This is a genomic window from Flavobacterium aquiphilum, from assembly GCF_027111335.1.
GTDB lineage: Bacteria > Bacteroidota > Bacteroidia > Flavobacteriales > Flavobacteriaceae > Flavobacterium > Flavobacterium aquiphilum.
Map to the genome: position 1 here is coordinate 1,664,000 of NZ_CP114288.1, position 17,716 is coordinate 1,681,715.

Annotated in this window: 15 protein-coding genes; 12 read left to right on the plus strand and 3 right to left on the minus strand. The window is 35.2% G+C overall.

Features of this window, described 5'->3' with window-relative positions; genetic code table 11:
- Positions 1-43: 43 nt before the first annotated feature.
- Positions 44-373 (minus strand): CRISPR-associated endonuclease Cas2, encoded by a 330-nt coding sequence (gene cas2 / locus OZP12_RS07060; protein WP_281228351.1) that lies wholly within the window; start codon positions 371-373, stop codon positions 44-46.
- Positions 364-1,257 carry a type II CRISPR-associated endonuclease Cas1 gene (gene cas1 / locus OZP12_RS07065; RefSeq protein WP_281228352.1) on the minus strand — a complete coding sequence of 298 codons (894 nt, stop codon included), beginning with the start codon at positions 1,255-1,257 and terminating at the stop codon, positions 364-366. The genes cas2 and cas1 overlap by 10 nt, the downstream gene beginning before the upstream one ends.
- A 269-nt stretch (positions 1,258-1,526) precedes the next feature.
- On the opposite strand from cas1, the gene tgt reads away from it, so the two are divergent.
- The 8 genes from tgt (at position 1,527) to OZP12_RS07105 (ending at position 10,552) form a co-directional block, all read left to right on the plus strand.
- Positions 1,527-2,657, plus strand: a complete 1,131-nt coding sequence (gene tgt / locus OZP12_RS07070; RefSeq protein WP_281228353.1) for a tRNA guanosine(34) transglycosylase Tgt — start codon at positions 1,527-1,529, stop codon at positions 2,655-2,657.
- Positions 2,658-2,783: 126 nt separating this feature from the next.
- The gene (locus OZP12_RS07075) at positions 2,784-3,875 is read left to right on the plus strand and encodes an LptF/LptG family permease (RefSeq protein ID WP_281228354.1); all 1,092 of its coding nucleotides are present in this window, start codon (positions 2,784-2,786) and stop codon (positions 3,873-3,875) included.
- On the plus strand, positions 3,862-4,749 hold the full coding sequence (locus OZP12_RS07080; protein WP_281228355.1) for a DMT family transporter: 888 nt from the start codon (positions 3,862-3,864) through the stop codon (positions 4,747-4,749). Before OZP12_RS07075 ends, OZP12_RS07080 begins: the two co-directional genes overlap by 14 nt.
- 127 nt (positions 4,750-4,876) lie before the next feature.
- Positions 4,877-5,830, plus strand: a complete 954-nt coding sequence (locus OZP12_RS07085; RefSeq protein ID WP_281228356.1) for an acetyl-CoA carboxylase carboxyltransferase subunit alpha — start codon at positions 4,877-4,879, stop codon at positions 5,828-5,830.
- 140 nt (positions 5,831-5,970) lie between these two features.
- Positions 5,971-7,521, plus strand: a complete 1,551-nt coding sequence (gene dnaB / locus OZP12_RS07090; RefSeq protein WP_281228357.1) for a replicative DNA helicase — start codon at positions 5,971-5,973, stop codon at positions 7,519-7,521.
- Positions 7,522-7,855: 334 nt separating this feature from the next.
- Positions 7,856-8,527 (plus strand): sensor histidine kinase, encoded by a 672-nt coding sequence (locus OZP12_RS07095; protein WP_281228358.1) that lies wholly within the window; start codon positions 7,856-7,858, stop codon positions 8,525-8,527.
- Positions 8,528-8,530: 3 nt separating this feature from the next.
- Positions 8,531-9,196, plus strand: coding sequence for a response regulator transcription factor (locus tag OZP12_RS07100; RefSeq protein WP_281228359.1), 666 nt, complete (start codon positions 8,531-8,533; stop codon positions 9,194-9,196).
- Positions 9,197-9,289: 93 nt separating this feature from the next.
- A complete protein-coding gene (locus OZP12_RS07105; protein ID WP_281228360.1) occupies positions 9,290-10,552 on the plus strand; it encodes an asparagine synthetase B in 1,263 nt (420 codons plus the stop codon).
- Between the two features lie 85 nt (positions 10,553-10,637).
- On the opposite strand, the gene OZP12_RS07110 is transcribed toward OZP12_RS07105, so the two are convergent.
- Entirely contained in the window at positions 10,638-11,441 is an 804-nt protein-coding gene (locus tag OZP12_RS07110) for an endonuclease/exonuclease/phosphatase family protein (protein WP_281228361.1), read from the minus strand.
- A gap of 252 nt (positions 11,442-11,693) precedes the next feature.
- Between OZP12_RS07110 and OZP12_RS07115 the strand changes: the two genes are divergently transcribed.
- The 4 genes from OZP12_RS07115 to aspA all read left to right on the plus strand — a co-directional run bounded on the left by OZP12_RS07115 (position 11,694) and on the right by aspA (position 17,681).
- Positions 11,694-12,464 carry a DUF2490 domain-containing protein gene (locus OZP12_RS07115; protein ID WP_281228362.1) on the plus strand — a complete coding sequence of 257 codons (771 nt, stop codon included), beginning with the start codon at positions 11,694-11,696 and terminating at the stop codon, positions 12,462-12,464.
- Positions 12,465-12,677: 213 nt separating this feature from the next.
- The gene (locus OZP12_RS07120) at positions 12,678-14,294 is read left to right on the plus strand and encodes an NAD-dependent malic enzyme (RefSeq protein WP_281228363.1); all 1,617 of its coding nucleotides are present in this window, start codon (positions 12,678-12,680) and stop codon (positions 14,292-14,294) included.
- A 249-nt stretch (positions 14,295-14,543) separates the two neighbouring features.
- A complete protein-coding gene (gene aspT, locus OZP12_RS07125) occupies positions 14,544-16,223 on the plus strand; it encodes an aspartate-alanine antiporter (protein ID WP_281228364.1) in 1,680 nt (559 codons plus the stop codon).
- Between the two features lie 48 nt (positions 16,224-16,271).
- Positions 16,272-17,681 carry an aspartate ammonia-lyase gene (gene aspA / locus OZP12_RS07130; RefSeq protein ID WP_281228365.1) on the plus strand — a complete coding sequence of 470 codons (1,410 nt, stop codon included), beginning with the start codon at positions 16,272-16,274 and terminating at the stop codon, positions 17,679-17,681.
- The last annotated feature ends 35 nt before the right edge of the window (positions 17,682-17,716 follow it).

Here is a 17,716-nt window from a genome sequence, read left to right on the forward strand (position 1 = left end):
CGAATCCTGAAAAATGGGTGGTAGATACTTTTTTTGAAAATCATTAAAACAATTCCAATTGTGTGGGTTGAGGTTCTTTTGGTATTTCGGCTTTGCCCCAAAAATTTTGGATATTGCCGAATTGTTTGTCGGTAATGCGTAAAACGCTTACTTTTCCTAACGGAGGTAAAAGTTTATGAATACGTTTTTCATGTACATCGGCACTTTCTGCACTGGCACAATGACGCACATAAACGGAATATTGCATCATGGAGAACCCATCTTTAAGCAAATTGTTTCGAAATCCCGAAGCGTTTCTTCGGTCTTTTTTGGTTTCCGTCGGTAAATCAAAAAATACAAATAGCCACATAATCCGATAGGCATTTAGCTCCATAATTTTGGATATTTAATCTTTTTTCGTTCGCCTGTATAACATTGTTGCAAGGAACTAGCCGTTTTTTGTAAAGCCACCATCAGCGGACTTTTCTCCTCTTTGAAGTAAACGGTCTTAGTAAGAACTTGTAAAAGTTCGGATTTAATTTTGGTGTTTAGTTCCTGTTCGTCATAGGTTTGCATGATTTCAAAAACCTTTTCATCTATCAACGGCCTAAAGGGTTCCATAATATCATCGGCGAGGGCAAATGGATTGTATTTACTTTTATGATGGATTCCCAAAGTGTTTAATAAACCGCTTCCGGATAAGGATCTGGCTGTAGCGGCCCTCAAAATGGCGTAGCCATAATTGAGAAAGCTATTGGGATAATCACCAAAGCGCTCCCTTCTGAAATTTATGTCGTAGGTATCAAAAAATGATTTCCAATACTGTCCTGCGGCAACACCTTCCATGTTGGAGCTGTCTCCGCTTAAAACCTTGGAAGCCAAAAAATCAAAAGAATTTTTATTTCCGGAAATAGTTTTCAAAAGGATTCCCTGATTGGTGATTTTTTCAATAATGGTTTGTTGCCATAATTGTTTTTTTAGAGGAACCGAAGCCTCAATCTGATTCTTGAAAATTTCCTGCTGTATGTAGTGACTGTTGAGGTTCAGGAACATTCCATTAGGTAAATGGTTTTTGCCGCAAATAATAATTGCGGTGTTGTTTTCGACCAATAAATTCATCGCTGGTAAACTGATGTAAATTTCCTGATGATCCAAAACTAAAAAGCCAATATCTTCGATAGGGATAGTACTTTCCCGAATTTCTGATAGAATGACTAATTGTGAATTTTTGGTAGTAATGGAGGTTTTGTTTTCTATTAAGATGGATCTTTTTATCATAATTTGGATAGAATTTGATTTTGTGTATCTAATTTACTATTAATTAGTGTAATAGCTGTTGTTTTTGGAGTTTTTATGTTCTGTAAATCGCGTAAGGGATGGAAGCGGCATCCTCGTAGTGAAACGAAGAGATATAGCGTACAGCCCGACAGCGCCGTAGCTTGCGGAGGTGGTGTTACGCCCAAATAGAGTTCATTGTTAAATAAAATCTTAAATTCTGAATCTTAAATCTTAAATAAATTATCTTTGCCGACTGATAAAAAGTCTATATGAAGTTTGATTTACTAAAAACAGATCCGCAATCAAAAGCCCGTGCGGGAAGTATCACCACTGATCACGGTGTAATTGAAACACCTATTTTTATGCCCGTTGGAACTGCTGCTTCAGTAAAAGGAGTACACCAAAGGGAATTGAGAGAAGAAATAAACCCAGATATTATTCTTGGAAATACTTATCATTTGTATTTGCGTCCGCAAACTGAAATTCTTGAAAAAGCAGGGGGATTGCACAAATTCATGAATTGGGACCGAAATATTTTGACCGATTCTGGAGGGTATCAAGTGTATTCTCTTTCGGGTAACCGAAAAATTAAGGAAGAGGGGGTAAAGTTTAAATCGCATATTGACGGTTCTTATCATTTTTTTTCACCTGAGAGTGTGATGGAAATCCAACGTACCATAGGTGCCGATATTATCATGGCTTTTGATGAGTGTACGCCGTATCCTTGTGATTACCGTTACGCACAACGCTCAATGCACATGACACACCGTTGGTTGGACCGTTGTATCAATCATTTAGAAAAACTACCTTTTAAATACGGTTACCAGCAAACGTTTTTTCCAATTGTTCAGGGAAGTACTTATAAAGATTTGCGTCGTCAATCGGCGGAGTATATTGCTAATTCCGGTCAACAAGGAAATGCCATTGGCGGACTTTCAGTAGGGGAGCCTGCAGAAGAAATGTACGCAATGACCGAAGTGGTTTGTGAGATCCTGCCTGAAGACAAGCCAAGATATTTAATGGGTGTAGGAACTCCGATTAATATTTTGGAAAATATCGCGCTTGGAATCGACATGTTTGATTGTGTGATGCCTACACGTAATGCCAGAAACGGTATGTTGTTTACTGCAAATGGATCGATCAATATTAAAAATAAGAAGTGGGAAGCCGATTTCTCTCCAATTGATGAAATGGGGCACACTTTTGTGGATTTGGAATATTCTAAAGCTTATTTACGTCATTTATTCGCAGCCAACGAATATTTAGGGAAACAAATTGCAACGATACACAATCTTGGTTTTTATATGTGGCTGGTTCGTGAGGCAAGAAAACATATCTTAGCAGGTGATTTCAAGCCATGGAAAGAGATGATGGTTAAAAATATGAGCCAACGATTATAAAGTTAGAAATTAGAAGTTAGAAATTAGAAATAATGGAGTGAATGTTAAATTAGTTTTTCTCTTTTATTTTAATTTCCAGCTTTTAGACTTAATTTCTAACCTCTAACCTCTAACCTCTAACTTCGTATGAAATTAACAATAATTGACAAATACATTTTAAAAAGATATTTAGCCACTTTTGCGGTGATGCTTTTGTTATTTGCCCCAATTGGGATTGTTATAGATATTTCGGAAAAGATCAATAAAATGCTTCAGAATCAAGTTCCGGTTCTGAAAATTGCAATTTATTATTATCATTTTACGATCTATTTCATGAACAATCTTTTTCCGATATTTTTGTTTTTATCGGTGATTTGGTTTACATCAAAATTGGCAAACAATACGGAGATTATTGCTATTTTAAGTTCCGGGATTTCGTTTACGCGTTTTATGCGGCCTTATATTATTGGAGCTTCGATTGTTTCTGTTATAGTTTTGCTCATGGGATTTTGGGTTATTCCAGTGTCCAGTGAGGGGTATAATAATTTTAGGTACACCTACCTCCGGAATGATGGAAAAGCACTTATGCGGGGCGATAATACTGATGTTTACAGACAGATAAATGATAATGATTTTATTTATGTAAACAGTTTTAATACAGAGTCTCAGACGGCTTATAATTTTTCTTTGGAACGATTTAAAAAAGAGAAACTGGAATACAAAATTACAGCCAGCAGAATCCAATGGAACCCAAAAGAAAAGAATTACACCTTGTATGATTACACCAAAAGAATTGTTGGAACTGAAGGCGATGTGATTGAAAAAGCTCCTGAAAAAAAGATGAAATTTACTTTTGACCTGGAGGATTTGACACCGGTAGTTTATATTGCCGAAACCTTGAGCCTTGGTGATTTGAATGCTTTTATTGATAAGGAAAGAAAGCGTGGTTCATCAAATATCAATGTCTATTTGGTTGTTTTATATAAAAAATACAGCGTTCCTGTTTCGGCCTTTATTTTGACTATTATTGCTGTTTCTGTGTCTGCAATGAAACGAAGAGGGGGAATGGGAGTAAATCTAGCCATCGGAATTGCAGTGGCTTTCTCATTTGTCTTTTTTGATAAAATATTTGGCGTATTGGCCGAAAAATCTACATTTTCACCTCTTATAGCGGTTTGGTTACCGAATGTCTTTTTTGGAATATTAGCCGTTTACTTATTACGAAATGCAAAACGATAATTTAAAAAGTTACCTTAATTTACATTTAATTGTTTTTATTTGGGGTTTTACAGCAATTTTAGGAGCATTAATTACCATTCAGTCTGAGTTTTTGGTTTGGTACAGAATGTTTTTTGCGGCGGTTTTTATCGCAATTTTTCTTGCTATTAAAAAGAAATCATTCAAAGTGGCTCCCAAGTCATTATTGAAGTTTGTTATAGTTGGTCTATTAATAGCCTTGCATTGGATTTTGTTTTTTGAATCCATAAAAATCTCGACAGTCTCGATTACTTTGTCTGTTTTTTCATTGGGCGCTTTTTTTGCCTCATTGTTGGAACCTTTGTTTTATGGGCGAAAAGTGCTTTGGTACGAAGTTTTCTTCGGATTACTTATCATTGGTGGTTTAGGTTTGATTATGCAGGTGGAGATCAATTATTGGAGCGGAATGTTATTGGCTTTAATTTCGGTGTTCTTAGGAGTTTTATTCACTTTGATAAACGGAAAATTAATTGCAAATCATGATCCTTCGGTGATCTCGTTTTATGAGTTTTCTGCTGGATTTATTTTTATTTCCATTTATTTTTTATTCAAAGGTTTTTTCTCGCCTGAAATTTTTATCATGTCAGCCAAAAACTGGATTTTGATTTTAATTTTGGCATCCATCTGTACCGCTTATGCTTTCACAGCTTCGGTAAAAGTGATGCGTCAATTATCTCCTTACACAGTAATGTTAACCACTAATTTAGAGCCAGTTTACGGTATTGTGTTGGCTTATTTTATCATTGGAGGAAAAGAAAAAATGAGCATTGAATTTTATATCGGTGCCGTAGTAATCGTGATTACGGTACTTTTGAACGGAATTATAAAACATTATAGAAAAGAAGACGAACTGTAAGATTTTTATTTTAGCAAAGCCTATTTTTTTCTACTTGGACAAAAAAATAAGTGTAAAACGATATTAAATTCTATATTTGCAGTTCCAAATTGAGAAATTAAGAACAAAAATTATACGCACAAATCCTATGGAATATTTAGATTTTGAGCTTCCTATAAAAGAGCTTGAAGAGCAATTAGATAAATGTGTTGTTATTGGTTTAGAGTCGGATGTTGACGTTACGAATACGTGTAAACAAATCAATAAAAAATTAGAAGAAACTAAAAAACAGATTTATAAAAACTTAACTGCTTGGCAACGTGTGCAGTTATCGAGACATCCTAGCAGACCTTATACTTTGGATCATATCAAAGGGATTTGTGGAGATACTTTTTTGGAGCTTCATGGCGACAGAGGTTTCAAAGATGACAAGGCCATGATTGGTGGTTTAGGAAAAATTGGAGGGCAATCTTTTATGATTGTCGGACAACAAAAAGGATTCAATACTAAGACACGTCAGTACAGAAACTTTGGGATGGCTAATCCTGAAGGATACAGAAAAGCATTGCGCTTGATGAAAATGGCTGAGAAATTCAATATTCCTGTAGTTACTTTAATTGATACTCCCGGTGCTTATCCAGGATTGGAAGCTGAAGAGAGAGGACAAGGAGAAGCCATCGCAAGAAATATTTTTGAAATGGTGCGATTGAAAGTGCCAATCATAACAGTTATTGTTGGTGAAGGTGCATCTGGAGGTGCTTTGGGAATAGGTGTTGGAGACCGTGTTTATATGTTGGAAAACACATGGTACTCCGTAATTTCACCAGAATCATGTTCTTCTATTTTATGGAAAAGTTGGGACTACAAAGAGCAAGCTGCCGAAGCATTGAAACTGACTTCTTCCGATATGAAGAAACAAAAATTAGTTGATGATATCATTCCGGAACCACTTGGGGGAGCTCACTATGACAGAGAGACTACTTTTAAAACAGTTGAGCAATTTATCTTGAAAGGATACAACGAGTTGAAAGACTTATCAACAGAAGAGTTAATCGCGCAGAGAATGGATAAATACTGTAAAATGGGTGAGTTTAAAGAGTAAAACACCATTTTTAAGACCTTAATCCGAAGCCTTATCGTTTCGGATTTTTTTTTGGTTATAAACAAAAAATAAGAATTTATGAACAATAAATCCTAATAACTCAATTGTGATTTTTTTTAAGTTTTAGTTACTTTCGCTATATGGAAAATTTCAAAAATATAAGTCCCGTCAAAGTGGACAAATCAACGATTATTAACCTGGAAAAAGGCAAGTTACCCCCACAGGCTGTAGATTTGGAAGAGGCTGTGCTTGGGGCAATGATGATTGACAAAAAAGGAGTAGATGACGTAATTGATATTCTCCAACCTGATGCATTCTATAAAGATGCACACAAATATATATTTGAGGCAATTGTACAATTGTTTAACGACACTCAGCCAATCGATTTATTGACCGTTTCGGCTCAACTTCGAAAAAATGCCAAATTGGACGTAGCGGGGGGTGATTTCTATTTAATTCAGCTTACGCAAAAGATTTCCTCGTCAGCGCATATTGAATTTCACTCTAGAATTATCCTTCAAAAGTTTATTCAACGTAGTTTGATCCGAATTTCTTCTGAAATCATTGAAGATTCGTATGATGAAACCGCCGATGTATTTGATCTATTGGATAAAGCCGAATCGAAGCTTTACGAAGTGACCCAAGGAAATATTAAACGAAGTTCCGAGACAGCGCAAAGTTTAGTATTACAGGCTAAGAAAAAAATCGAGGAGATTGCCGGTAAGGAAGGACTTAGTGGAGTGGCTACCGGTTTTGATAAACTCGATAAATTGACTTCGGGATGGCAGCCGAGTGACTTAATCATTATTGCTGCGAGACCTGCGATGGGAAAAACGGCTTTCGTTTTGTCCATGACTAGAAATATTGCTATTGATTTTAATCAGCCAGTTGCTTTGTTCTCTCTTGAGATGGCTTCGGTACAGTTGATTACGCGTTTGATTTCGTCTGAAACAGGATTGTCTTCGGAAAAATTACGTACTGGAAAATTAGAAAAGCACGAGTGGGAACAGTTGAGTACGAAAGTTAAGAATTTGGAAAAAGCTCCAATTTTTATTGATGATACTCCTTCGTTATCGATTTTTGATTTGCGTGCCAAAGCGAGACGTTTGGTGTCACAACATGGTATTAAAATTATAATTATTGACTATTTGCAGTTAATGACTGCCGGAAGTTCAGCTAAAGGAGGCGGCGGAAACAGAGAGCAAGAGATTTCGACAATTTCCCGAAACCTAAAAGCATTGGCAAAAGAGCTTAATGTTCCGGTAATTGCCCTTTCTCAGTTATCGCGTGCTGTTGAAACCCGTGGTTCTAGTAAAAGACCTTTGCTTTCGGATCTTCGTGAATCGGGAGCTATTGAGCAGGATGCGGATATTGTTTCGTTCCTGTATCGTCCTGAATATTACAAAATCGAGGAATGGGACGATGAAGAAGCTTCTCCAACAGCCGGACAGGCAGAGATTATGATTGCTAAACATAGAAATGGTGGAATCGAAAATGTCCGTTTGAAATTTATTGGACATCTTGGGCGATTTGACAACTTAGAAGATTATGGAAGTGGTTATGATGATTTGCCTTCAAGTATGAATCACGATGATAGTCCTTTCATTACTAAAAATCTTCCATCGGCAAATGAGGCTTTTGGAAGCAATTTTAACCATGATGACGATGACGATGGTGATGTTCCGTTTTAAAATTTAAAAGGATAATTTCTAAAAAAAAGAGAATATACTAGTAATAGGATATTCTCTTTTTTTTATGATAAAAAGTTTTATTTTACATGTATATTATTGTTTTACAATTATTTAATATTCGTTTCGATCTTTTTGAATAAGATTTTTCATTAAGTTTGTGTTGAGGGAAAATATTTTATTTTATTAAGAAAAAGACTAAGTTTGATTATATTTATCGTTAAAGTTTAAAAAAATAAAGATGAAATGCGTATTTTTATCTTAATAATAAGATAAGTATTATAAATATGTTGTAGATTAGAAATGTAAAAATTAGTTGTACTTCAATAAAATAAATATGGGAAAAAGATTAGAATTTAATGATTTAGACCTTTTGTTGAAAAACAGTCAATTGTCGGCAGCGATTCGAACAATGGAATTGGAAAGAAAGCGAATTGCTCAAGATCTGCATGATGATATAAGTTCAAAATTGAATGTAATATCATTGAATTGTCATCTTCTAAGGATTCCAAATTTACCTCAGAAAGATGTTGAAGAAATTACCAAAAATATTATTGAATATACATCAATGGCTTTGGATAGTTCTAAGAAAATGACCTATAGTTTACTTCCTCCAGTCTTGGATAAATTTGGACTTCATGCAGGAATTGAAGAATTGTGTTCTGAATTAATCGGAAACGCAACAGTTGATATTCAATATGAAAACAATTTAAGTTTTGATTTTAAAGAGAATAGTAGACACATACATGTTTTTAGAATCTTACAGGAGTTATTTGCTAATTCGATTCAACATGGAAAAGCAACTTCAATTTCTGTTTTTTTTGACGAAATTGATGGTAAAAAAACATGTAGGTATTCAGATAACGGAACTGGTTTTGATTTGAATCAATTGGCTAATCATAAAGGTCTTGGAATGCGAAATGTGGTAAGTAGAATTTCTGTTTTGGAGGGGAATTTCTCTATCGAGTCACAAATGAATAATGGAGTTTCAGTGATATTTAATTTCTAAATTATGGAGGAAACTATAAAAATAATTTTAGTGGATGATGAAATCCTGTTCAGAAAAGGAATTTCTTTTTTATTATCCAAAGAAAAAAATATTGAAGTGATTTTTGAAGCTTCAGATGGTGTTGAATTAATTGATTTTCTGAAAGGAGATAATCCTAAACCAGATATCGTGATTATGGATTTGAAAATGCCTTTGCTTAATGGAATTGAAGCCACTAAGATTATTCACAGGGATTTTCCGGAAATAAAAATCATTGCTTTGACAAGTTACGATTCAAAATCATTTATAGCTAATATGATTGATGTGGGAGCTGTTTCTTATCTGGTTAAAAATACTACACCACAGGAATTGTTTGAAACTATAAATGAAGTGGCTTCGAAAGGATTTTATTATTCTGAATATGTGATGGGGATTATCCAAAATGATTTGATTGCCAATAAAAAAATAAAATGCAATCTTGATACTAATTTTATTACTTCTCGGGAATTGGAAGTTTTACAACTTATTTGCAAACAAAAAAGTACCATGGAAATTGGTGAAAAACTGTTCATAAGCCCGAGAACGGTTGAAGGACATAGAAATAATCTACTCATCAAAACCGAATCAAAGAATGTGGCTGGATTGGTGGTTTATGCCATTCAAAATTCAATTGTGACTTTGGAAATTTAATTCTAGTTATAAAAAGTTTTTTTGCATGATTATAAAGGATAAAAGAGATACTTTAACTCGTTCCGATTATCTTTGTTGTAAAATAGTTTCATAATGGCACGCAAAAGAATTCTTTTCTTATTTATTTTTCTGTTATCGATTTCTTCGAAGGCTTCTTTTATTTTGTTGCCAATGGACGAAACTACGCAGCAAAATCATCTCAAGGCATATGGAATTACCTATTGGGTTTTGGCCAAAAATTATAAAGCCAGTTGGTTGCTTAATTATCGAGGTGGTTCTTTTCTATTGCCGGATGCCGAGGAAATCAGAAAGGAATGTCAAATACGCGGGGTAAGTTTTGAAGTTATTTCGGATGCTGAACAAACAGCAATATTGAATGAGATTTCAAGTCCTTCACAAAATATGGAAGCTGTAGTATTAGAAAAAGCTCCAAAAATTGCGGTTTACACTCCAGAAGGTAAACAGCCGTGGGATGATGCAGTTACTTTGGTACTAACTTATGCCGAAATTCCGTTCACTCCGATATATGACGAAGCAGTATTGAGTGACCAATTATTGCTTTATGATTGGTTGCATTTGCATCATGAGGATTATACAGGGCAGTATGGAAAATTCTATGCGGCTTATAAAAATGTACCATGGTATATCGATCAGAAAAGAGATGCCGAAGCTTTGGCTAAAAAGTTAGGCTACGCAAAAGTCTCTCAAGAAAAGGGGGCAGTTGCTAAGAAGATTCGGGATTTTGTAATTGGCGGAGGATTTTTGTTCGCAATGTGTTCTGCTACAGATAGCTTTGATATTGCATTGGCAGCAGATGGAGTCGATATTTGCGAATCTATGTTTGATGGTGATCCTAGTGAGCCTAATTATCAGTCCAAACTGAATTTTAATAATACTTTTGCTTTCAAGAATTTTACTTTGGAGCGAAGACCTGAGCAATATGAGTTTTCGGATATCGATATGACCTTGAAAAGAAAGATTCCTATGGACAAAGATTATTTTACGTTGATGGAATATTCGGCCAAATGGGATTTTATTCCAAGTATGTTATGCCAAAACCACACACAATTGGTTAAAGGTTTTATGGGACAAACGACTTCATTTGATCAAAATTTGATAAAATCAAATGTCCTGATTATGGGAACTTGTGAGCTGAATGGTGAAGCCCGTTACATTCACGGCGAAAAAGGAAAAGGAATGTTTACTTTTTATGGAGGCCATGATCCTGAAGATTACCAGCACCAGGTAGGTGATCCTCCAACAGTTTTGGATTTGCACCCTAATTCGCCTGGCTATAGATTGATTTTGAATAATGTGCTTTTCCCTGCTGCCAGAAAGAAAAAGCAAAAAACATAAAAGAATAAAACTAAAACTGAAAATCCCAAATCTCAATTGCAATAATTGGTATTTGGGATTTTGTTTTTTTGGAATTTTTAGAAAATTAATTCAGGGAAAACTCAAACCAAATGGGCAGATGGTCTGATATTTTTCGGGCTTCTTTTAAAGAAATGAAATTTTTATAAAATAGAATTGCGTCCGATTTTATAAAGGTTATTGAATTTATTTTATAAAAGATATTGTCATATTCGGATGCAAGATAATTACCCTTTTTGACTTTTGTTTTCAATGATGTTTTTTGATTTTTTAGGATAGGAGAAAAGCCCATATTTTTTAAAGGGGTAAAAACCGAGTGTGATTGTGGACAATTGAAATCTCCTGCAAAGACTAGGTTTAACGATGGATATTCCTGTGGCAAAAGCTTGAAATATTTAATCTCAGTTTCAGGTTGATGACTTTTGGTAATGGCATGAAAAGAAGCAACTGTTATAGTCTTTCCTTTTATTTCGAATGTGGCAAAATAGGGTTCCCGTTCAATTTCGGAATGGTATTTTTGTTCCAGCCAAGGTTTGCCTTTTAGTTTGAGATTGGTTGTTTTCCATAAAAAAGCGTAACGTTCGGTCTTTTTAGAACTGCTGGAAGTAGGGTCGCTTATTCGATAATCCCATTTTGTTCCTTTTCGGTTAAGTTCGTCAGCAAGTCTTGCCACTGCTTGTGCGCCACCATTTCCTGCTACTACTTCCTGGACGGCAATTATGTCGTAGTCTTTTATTGTATTGGTTATAAAAGCAATTTCTTGGTCTGATTTGGATTTTCCAAAGTTTTCCAGATTCCAGGAAAGGAGTTTGGTTTGGGAAAATACAGTTAAAGAGCTTAAGAAAAAGAAATAAAGAAGTTTTGTTTTCATTTTGAGGCAAAGATTTTCAGCCCGCAAATGTATCTTATTTTTAGGTAAGCTTCTATTAAAAATTTATGGTTTTACATTATTGTGAAAAGGATATATTCTATTTTTTAGAATCAATTTAAATTGATTTTTATGCTTTTCTACTGATAAAAGTCATATTAATATTCAATGAAGCAAATTAATTTTAATGCGATAAATCAGTGCTATTTTAATTAATTTTATAAAAATTTATTTCCATTCAAATTTCATATTATTTTGAAAAACTTATTTAGAGTTCTAGTTTTTTTGTTTCCTTTTTTGGTTTTTTCCCAAGTACCTACACAAAAAGATGTTAATGAGCAGGTGCAAACTTGGGTTTCGTTAAATACTGTGACAAAGTTCAGTGATCATTGGGGAGTTGTTGCAGATGCGCATATTCGTGAAAACGGATTTTTTGAAAGTAATAATTTTTATTTTTTACGAGGTGGTGTTTCTTATTTCCCCAATTCATCCGTTTCAGTTACGGGGGGCTACGCGCACATGTGGCTGGCTCCAACAAAGGAAGGATGGTCAACTTATGCTGATGAAAACAGAATTTATGAACAGGTACAATTAACAACAAAGATTGGGAAAGTAAGTGTTCTCCAAAGATTGAGGAACGAACAAAGATGGCAGGAAAAAATAGTTAATGACGAACCTACCGGTAAAAATCGTTTTACGAACAGGGTACGGTATTTAGCCAGTTTTACGATTCCGGTTTTTAACGATAAAAGACTGCCTTCTTTGGTTCTGTCTGATGAAATTTTAATTCATTTTGGTCAAGAAGTGGTTTACAATACCTTTGATCAAAATCGATTTTTTGTTGGAATTAAACAAAATGTTAGTCCAAAATTGAGCTTTGATTTAGGATATATGAATGTCAGTCAACAAAAATATTCAGGATATCAGTATGATATGAATCATACCATCCGATTGTTTTTCTATTTGAATTCAGTTATAAAACACAAAGTGGCCAAAGCTCCAGATCATCATTCGGGCGATGAGTAATTTTTAAGATAGATGACAACGGATTATATCACTCTTAACCGTTATTTAAAGAACGGGTATTAAAATTTTTTTGTAAGTTTATGTTCTAAAATTCAAAAAAAGTTTTTTTGAATTGTTTTTTTATTGGTGAAATGATTTAAAAATGAATCATTTCTGTTTTCAGGTAATAGGTTTTAGGTTGTTTTTATAAATAGATACTTCAAAATTACTACAATGGAAGACAATACCGGTTATTCAATATTGCGAAATCCCCGATTAAATAAAGGATCTGCTTTTACTTTAGAAGAAAGGGAAAAATATGGTTTGCAAGGATTGTTGCCGGAAGCTGTTGAAACTATCGAAACTCAAATAGTACGTATCCATGAACAACTTGACAATTTTTCCAAACCGATAAATCAATACGTGTACTTAATGCAGTTGTTGGAAAACAATGAAACCTTGTTTTTCAAAACCATTTCTAATGACCCGGTTAAGTTTCTTCCCTTAGTTTACACCCCGACAGTTGGAGAGGCTTGCCAAAAATTTGGTCAAGTTAGCCGAAGACCTAGAGGGTTGTACCTTTCCATAAAAGACAAAGACAATCTAAAGAAGATTCTGAAAAATTGGCCCGAAAAAGATGTGCGGTTTACCGTTGTTACAGACGGTGGTCGTATTTTGGGATTGGGCGATTTAGGTATTTTTGGCTTAGGTATTCCCATCGGTAAATTAGTTCTTTATACCAGTTGTGGAGGCGTCCCGCCCGAATATACGTTACCAATTGTTTTGGATGTGGGTACCAATAATGAAGAGTTTTTGAATGATCCACTGTACCCAGGTTTGAAATGCAAAAGGATTAGAGGTAAGGAATTTGATGATTTTGTAGCTGCTTTTGTAGCAGCCATAAATGAAGTTTTTCCTAAAATATGCATTCAGTGGGAGGACTTCCCCGGAGTCGATGCCATTAAGATTTTAAACAACTACAGAGAGAAAGTCTGTACTTTTAATGATGATATCCAAGGAACTGCAGCGATTGCCATTGCAGGTTTTATTTCAATAAGCCGTTCTATGAAAAAAAGGTTTATTGACCAGCGGTTTTTATTTTTGGGAGCAGGGGCGGCCGCATTTGGCATAGCCGATATGTTAGTCAAAAAGTTTCAAAGAGATGGTTTGACAGAGGATGAAGCTTTAGGGCAAATTTGGATGTTTGATGTAAATGGATTGTTGGTCAATAGCCGAACCGATCTTGCCGAACATCAATTGCAGTTTGCCCACGATTTGGAGCCTTGCACAGACTTTGCCGAAGCTATTCTCAAAATAAAACCTACAGCTATTGTTGGTGTCAGCACTGTTGGTGGAGCTTTCAATCAGCAGGTAATAGAAAACATGAGTGCCATCAATGAAAGACCGATAATTTTTCCTTATTCAAACCCCACTTCCCATTCAGAATGTACTGCTGAGCAAGCTTATAATTGGAGTAAAGGAAAAGCTGTTTTTGCTAGTGGAAGTCCATTTGCCCCAGTTGAATATGAAGGGAAAACCTTTACGCCAGGCCAAGGAAATAATGTCTTTATTTTTCCGGCATTAGGATTAGCCATTTTTGCCACCGAAGCTAAAAGAGTTACGGATGATATTTTATTGACTGCCGCTGAAGCAGTAGCAAAACAAGTGTGTTTGACTGACTTTGAAAAAGGATTGATTTACCCCAATGTTGCCGATATTTTGCGAGTGTCGGAGAATGTCGCTGTGAAAGTTGCCGAAGAAATTTTTAATTCAGGTTTGGCGAGTGTAGAAAGACCTGAAAGCATTTGTGATTTTATCAAAAGTAAAATGTACGTACCCGAATATAAATAAATTGCCCCCCTTATCTTTTTTTTTCTTTTTTAAGTTATTTTTTTTGAATTGATTAAAGAGAATTCTAACCTATTAATTTCCATAAATAGTATTCAAATTGAATATAATTTTATCATTAATTATATTCGGTTTAGTTTGATTGTAAAAAACTTTTTTTTGTCTGTATTTATGTACTAACTTAGTGATAATTTAAAAGTTAGCCCTGTTTTTTAAGAATGTGTTCTTTTTAATTTTTTTAATCTGAAGTTAATGGAAAAAATTGCACATATTTTACAACAACATCCTGAGTTGGCTGTTTTTTTGACATTGTCATTGGGTTTTGCTTTAGGGCATATAAAAATCGGTACTTTTAAAATTGGGGTCGTTTTGGGAACTTTGTTCGCCGGCGTACTCATAGGACAATTGAACATACAAATTCCCCCAATTGTCAAAACTATTTTCTTTGATTTCTTTCTTTTTGCTACAGGTTATAAAGTAGGGCCTCAATTTTTTCAGGGATTAAGGAAAAATGCTTTCCCACAATTAATGCTGACAATTGTAATCTGTGTTTCTTGTTTGTTGATTGCTTTCGGAATATCCATGTTTTTGAATTATGATACGGGTACGGCAGCAGGACTTTTGGCAGGGGCATTTTCGGAGTCAACACTTATAGGAACCGCTTCCGAAGCCATTCATCAATTACCGATTTCCGAAATGGAGAAAACAAGATTAGTCAACCACATACCCGTTGCTTATTCTCTTACTTATCTTATAGGAGCAACTTCATTTGTTTTTTTTCTGACATCGATTGCGCCAAAATTGTTGGGAATTAATTTAGTTGTAGAAAGTGAAAAACTTAGTAAAACATTGACAGGCGAAACCGAACATGAACCGGGCATACAATCTGCTTATCAACGATGGATTATCAGGGCATACGAAATAACCAATGAAAAATGGATTGGTCTTACTATTTCAGAATTTGAAAAAAAGAATAAGGATTTAAGATTGGTTATCCAGAGAATGAGACATAACGAAGAGTTGATTGAACCTTCGCCCAAAGCGATTATTCATAAAGGTGATATATTGGTTATAATGGCACAACATGGTATTATCTTAAACAGTCTTTCTAATATTGGCCCTGAAGTTTTAGATGAAGAATTACTGAAATTTCCATTAGCTCATATGGATATTACCATTACAAATAAAGAAATTTCAGGTAAAACAATTAGGAGTTTACGCAATCGTTTTGGTAATGGGTTAATGTTAGACAAGATTACTAGAGAATATCAGGAGATACCATTTAACTTAGATACTGTTCTGCAAAGGGGCGACGTTTTGAAAGTTACAGGCAAAATGGTTTTAATAGAAAAAGCAGCAAAAGAAATAGGGTATTTGGACAGATTAAGTTCAGCAACCGATATTGTTTTTTTGGGGCTTGGAATTGTTTTGGGAGGGCTGTTTGGTTTGCTTTCGGTTACGGTTTTTGGAATATCGATTACGTTAACCACGAGTGGCGGCGCATTGGTCATGGGACTGATTTTTGGATGGTTGCACTCCAGAACACCGATATTTGGGAGTATTCCAGAGCCGGCCTTATGGATTTTTGACAATGTGGGATTGGCGACTTTCATAGGTTTGGTGGGAATGGCGGCGGGGCCTAGTTTTATTTCCGGACTTCAGGAAATGGGATTTAGCATTGTGATTTCAGGTTTTATTGTGGCTGTTGTGCCTCATGTCATCGGATTATTTTTCGGGAGATATATTCTAAAAATGAACCCGATAATTTTATTGGGTGCCCAAACAGGAGCGGGAACTTCAACGATTGGACTAAAAGCAATTCAGGATGCCTCGGCTAGTAAATTTCCGGTTTTGGGATATACAATCCCTTATGCTTTGGGAAATATTCTCTTGACTGCTTGGGGACCTATTTTGGTTTCAATGATGAACTAAAGAAATAGTATCAAATAAATTCTAACATAAATATTATTAATTCTAATTATGGGAACAACAAGAAAAGAACACGATTTTTTGGGAGAATTGGAAATTCCAGATCATCTATATTACGGAATACAAACTTTTAGGGCCGTTGAGAATTTTAACATAACCGGTATTCCAATTTCAAAAGAGCCATTGTTTATTAAGGCATTGGGTTATGTGAAAAAAGCGGCAGCTATGGCCAACAGGGATTGCGGAGCTTTGGATCCAAAAATAGCCGGAGCCATTTGTTATGGTAGCGATCAGGTAATTGCGGGTAAGTTTGATAAAGAATTTGTCAGTGATATGATTCAGGGAGGAGCGGGGACTTCTGTGAATATGAATGCCAATGAGGTCATCGCCAATATTGGATTGGAATATTTAGGTCATAAAAAAGGAGAGTATAACTTCTTGCATCCCAACAATCATGTGAATTGCTCCCAATCAACCAACGACGCCTATCCATCGGCCTTTAGGATAGCATTGTATTTAAAAATGGACCATTTTATAAAAACAGTCGAAAATCTCGAAAAAGCATTTTTAGCCAAAGGCAATGAGTTTAAAAATGTTTTAAAAATGGGAAGAACTCAGCTACAAGATGCAGTGCCAATGACTTTGGGACAAGAATTTCATTCCTATGCAACTACGATAGGTGAAGATGTTTTGAGGTTAAAAGATGCGCAAAGTTTGGTGCTAGACATAAACATGGGGGCAACGGCAATAGGTACCAAAGTAAATGCGCCGGAAGGTTATCCCGAAATTTGTGTTAATTATTTGGCCAAAGAAGTTGGAATTCCATTGACATTGTCGCCAGATTTGATTGAAGCAACTGTTGATACGGGTGCTTATGTGCAAATAATGGGAACCATGAAACGAACTGCTGTTAAAATCTCAAAAATTTGCAATGATTTGAGATTGTTGAGTTCAGGACCAAGAACAGGTCTTAATGAAATAAACCTTCCGCCACGCCAACCGGGTTCGTCCATTATGCCTGGTAAAGTAAATCCGGTAATTCCCGAAGTGGCAAATCAGGCTTGTTTTTATGTGATAGGACAAGATTTGACGGTGACTATGGCTGCTGAAGCAGGACAATTGCAACTAAATGTGATGGAACCGGTAATCGCTTTTGCAATGTTTACTTCATTTGATTATTTGTCAAACGCTATCCAAACATTAATTGATAAATGTATTGTTGGAATTACTGCAAATGAACAGCATTGTTATAACATGGTAATGAACAGCATCGGGATCGTGACTCAACTAAACCCAATCATTGGATATGAAGAAAGTGCCAGTATTGCAGGCGAAGCATTGAAAACCGGAAAAAGTGTCCATCAAATTGCCGTGGTTGAACGTAAATTGATAACCCAGGAAAAATGGGATGAAATTTATTCATTAGAAAATCTAATTAATCCTAAGTTTATTACATCATAAGCGCTTTTTTCAAGATTTAAACTATTCAGACTGAG

Excerpts from the sequence above, each read along its gene's own strand:
- tgt (WP_281228353.1), top strand. The coding sequence starts at position 1,527 with ATGAAGTTTGATTTACTAAAAACAGATCCGCAATCAAAAGCCCGTGCG.
- cas1 (WP_281228352.1), bottom strand. The coding sequence starts at position 1,257 with ATGATAAAAAGATCCATCTTAATAGAAAACAAAACCTCCATTACTACC.
- cas2 (WP_281228351.1), bottom strand. The coding sequence starts at position 373 with ATGGAGCTAAATGCCTATCGGATTATGTGGCTATTTGTATTTTTTGAT.
- OZP12_RS07120 (WP_281228363.1), top strand. The coding sequence starts at position 12,678 with ATGGAAGACAATACCGGTTATTCAATATTGCGAAATCCCCGATTAAAT.
- OZP12_RS07105 (WP_281228360.1), top strand. The coding sequence starts at position 9,290 with ATGGCACGCAAAAGAATTCTTTTCTTATTTATTTTTCTGTTATCGATT.
- OZP12_RS07085 (WP_281228356.1), top strand. The coding sequence starts at position 4,877 with ATGGAATATTTAGATTTTGAGCTTCCTATAAAAGAGCTTGAAGAGCAA.
- aspT (WP_281228364.1), top strand. The coding sequence starts at position 14,544 with ATGGAAAAAATTGCACATATTTTACAACAACATCCTGAGTTGGCTGTT.
- OZP12_RS07080 (WP_281228355.1), top strand. The coding sequence starts at position 3,862 with ATGCAAAACGATAATTTAAAAAGTTACCTTAATTTACATTTAATTGTT.
- OZP12_RS07095 (WP_281228358.1), top strand. The coding sequence starts at position 7,856 with ATGGGAAAAAGATTAGAATTTAATGATTTAGACCTTTTGTTGAAAAAC.
- OZP12_RS07075 (WP_281228354.1), top strand. The coding sequence starts at position 2,784 with ATGAAATTAACAATAATTGACAAATACATTTTAAAAAGATATTTAGCC.
- aspA (WP_281228365.1), top strand. The coding sequence starts at position 16,272 with ATGGGAACAACAAGAAAAGAACACGATTTTTTGGGAGAATTGGAAATT.
- OZP12_RS07100 (WP_281228359.1), top strand. The coding sequence starts at position 8,531 with ATGGAGGAAACTATAAAAATAATTTTAGTGGATGATGAAATCCTGTTC.
- dnaB (WP_281228357.1), top strand. The coding sequence starts at position 5,971 with ATGGAAAATTTCAAAAATATAAGTCCCGTCAAAGTGGACAAATCAACG.
- OZP12_RS07110 (WP_281228361.1), bottom strand. The coding sequence starts at position 11,441 with ATGAAAACAAAACTTCTTTATTTCTTTTTCTTAAGCTCTTTAACTGTA.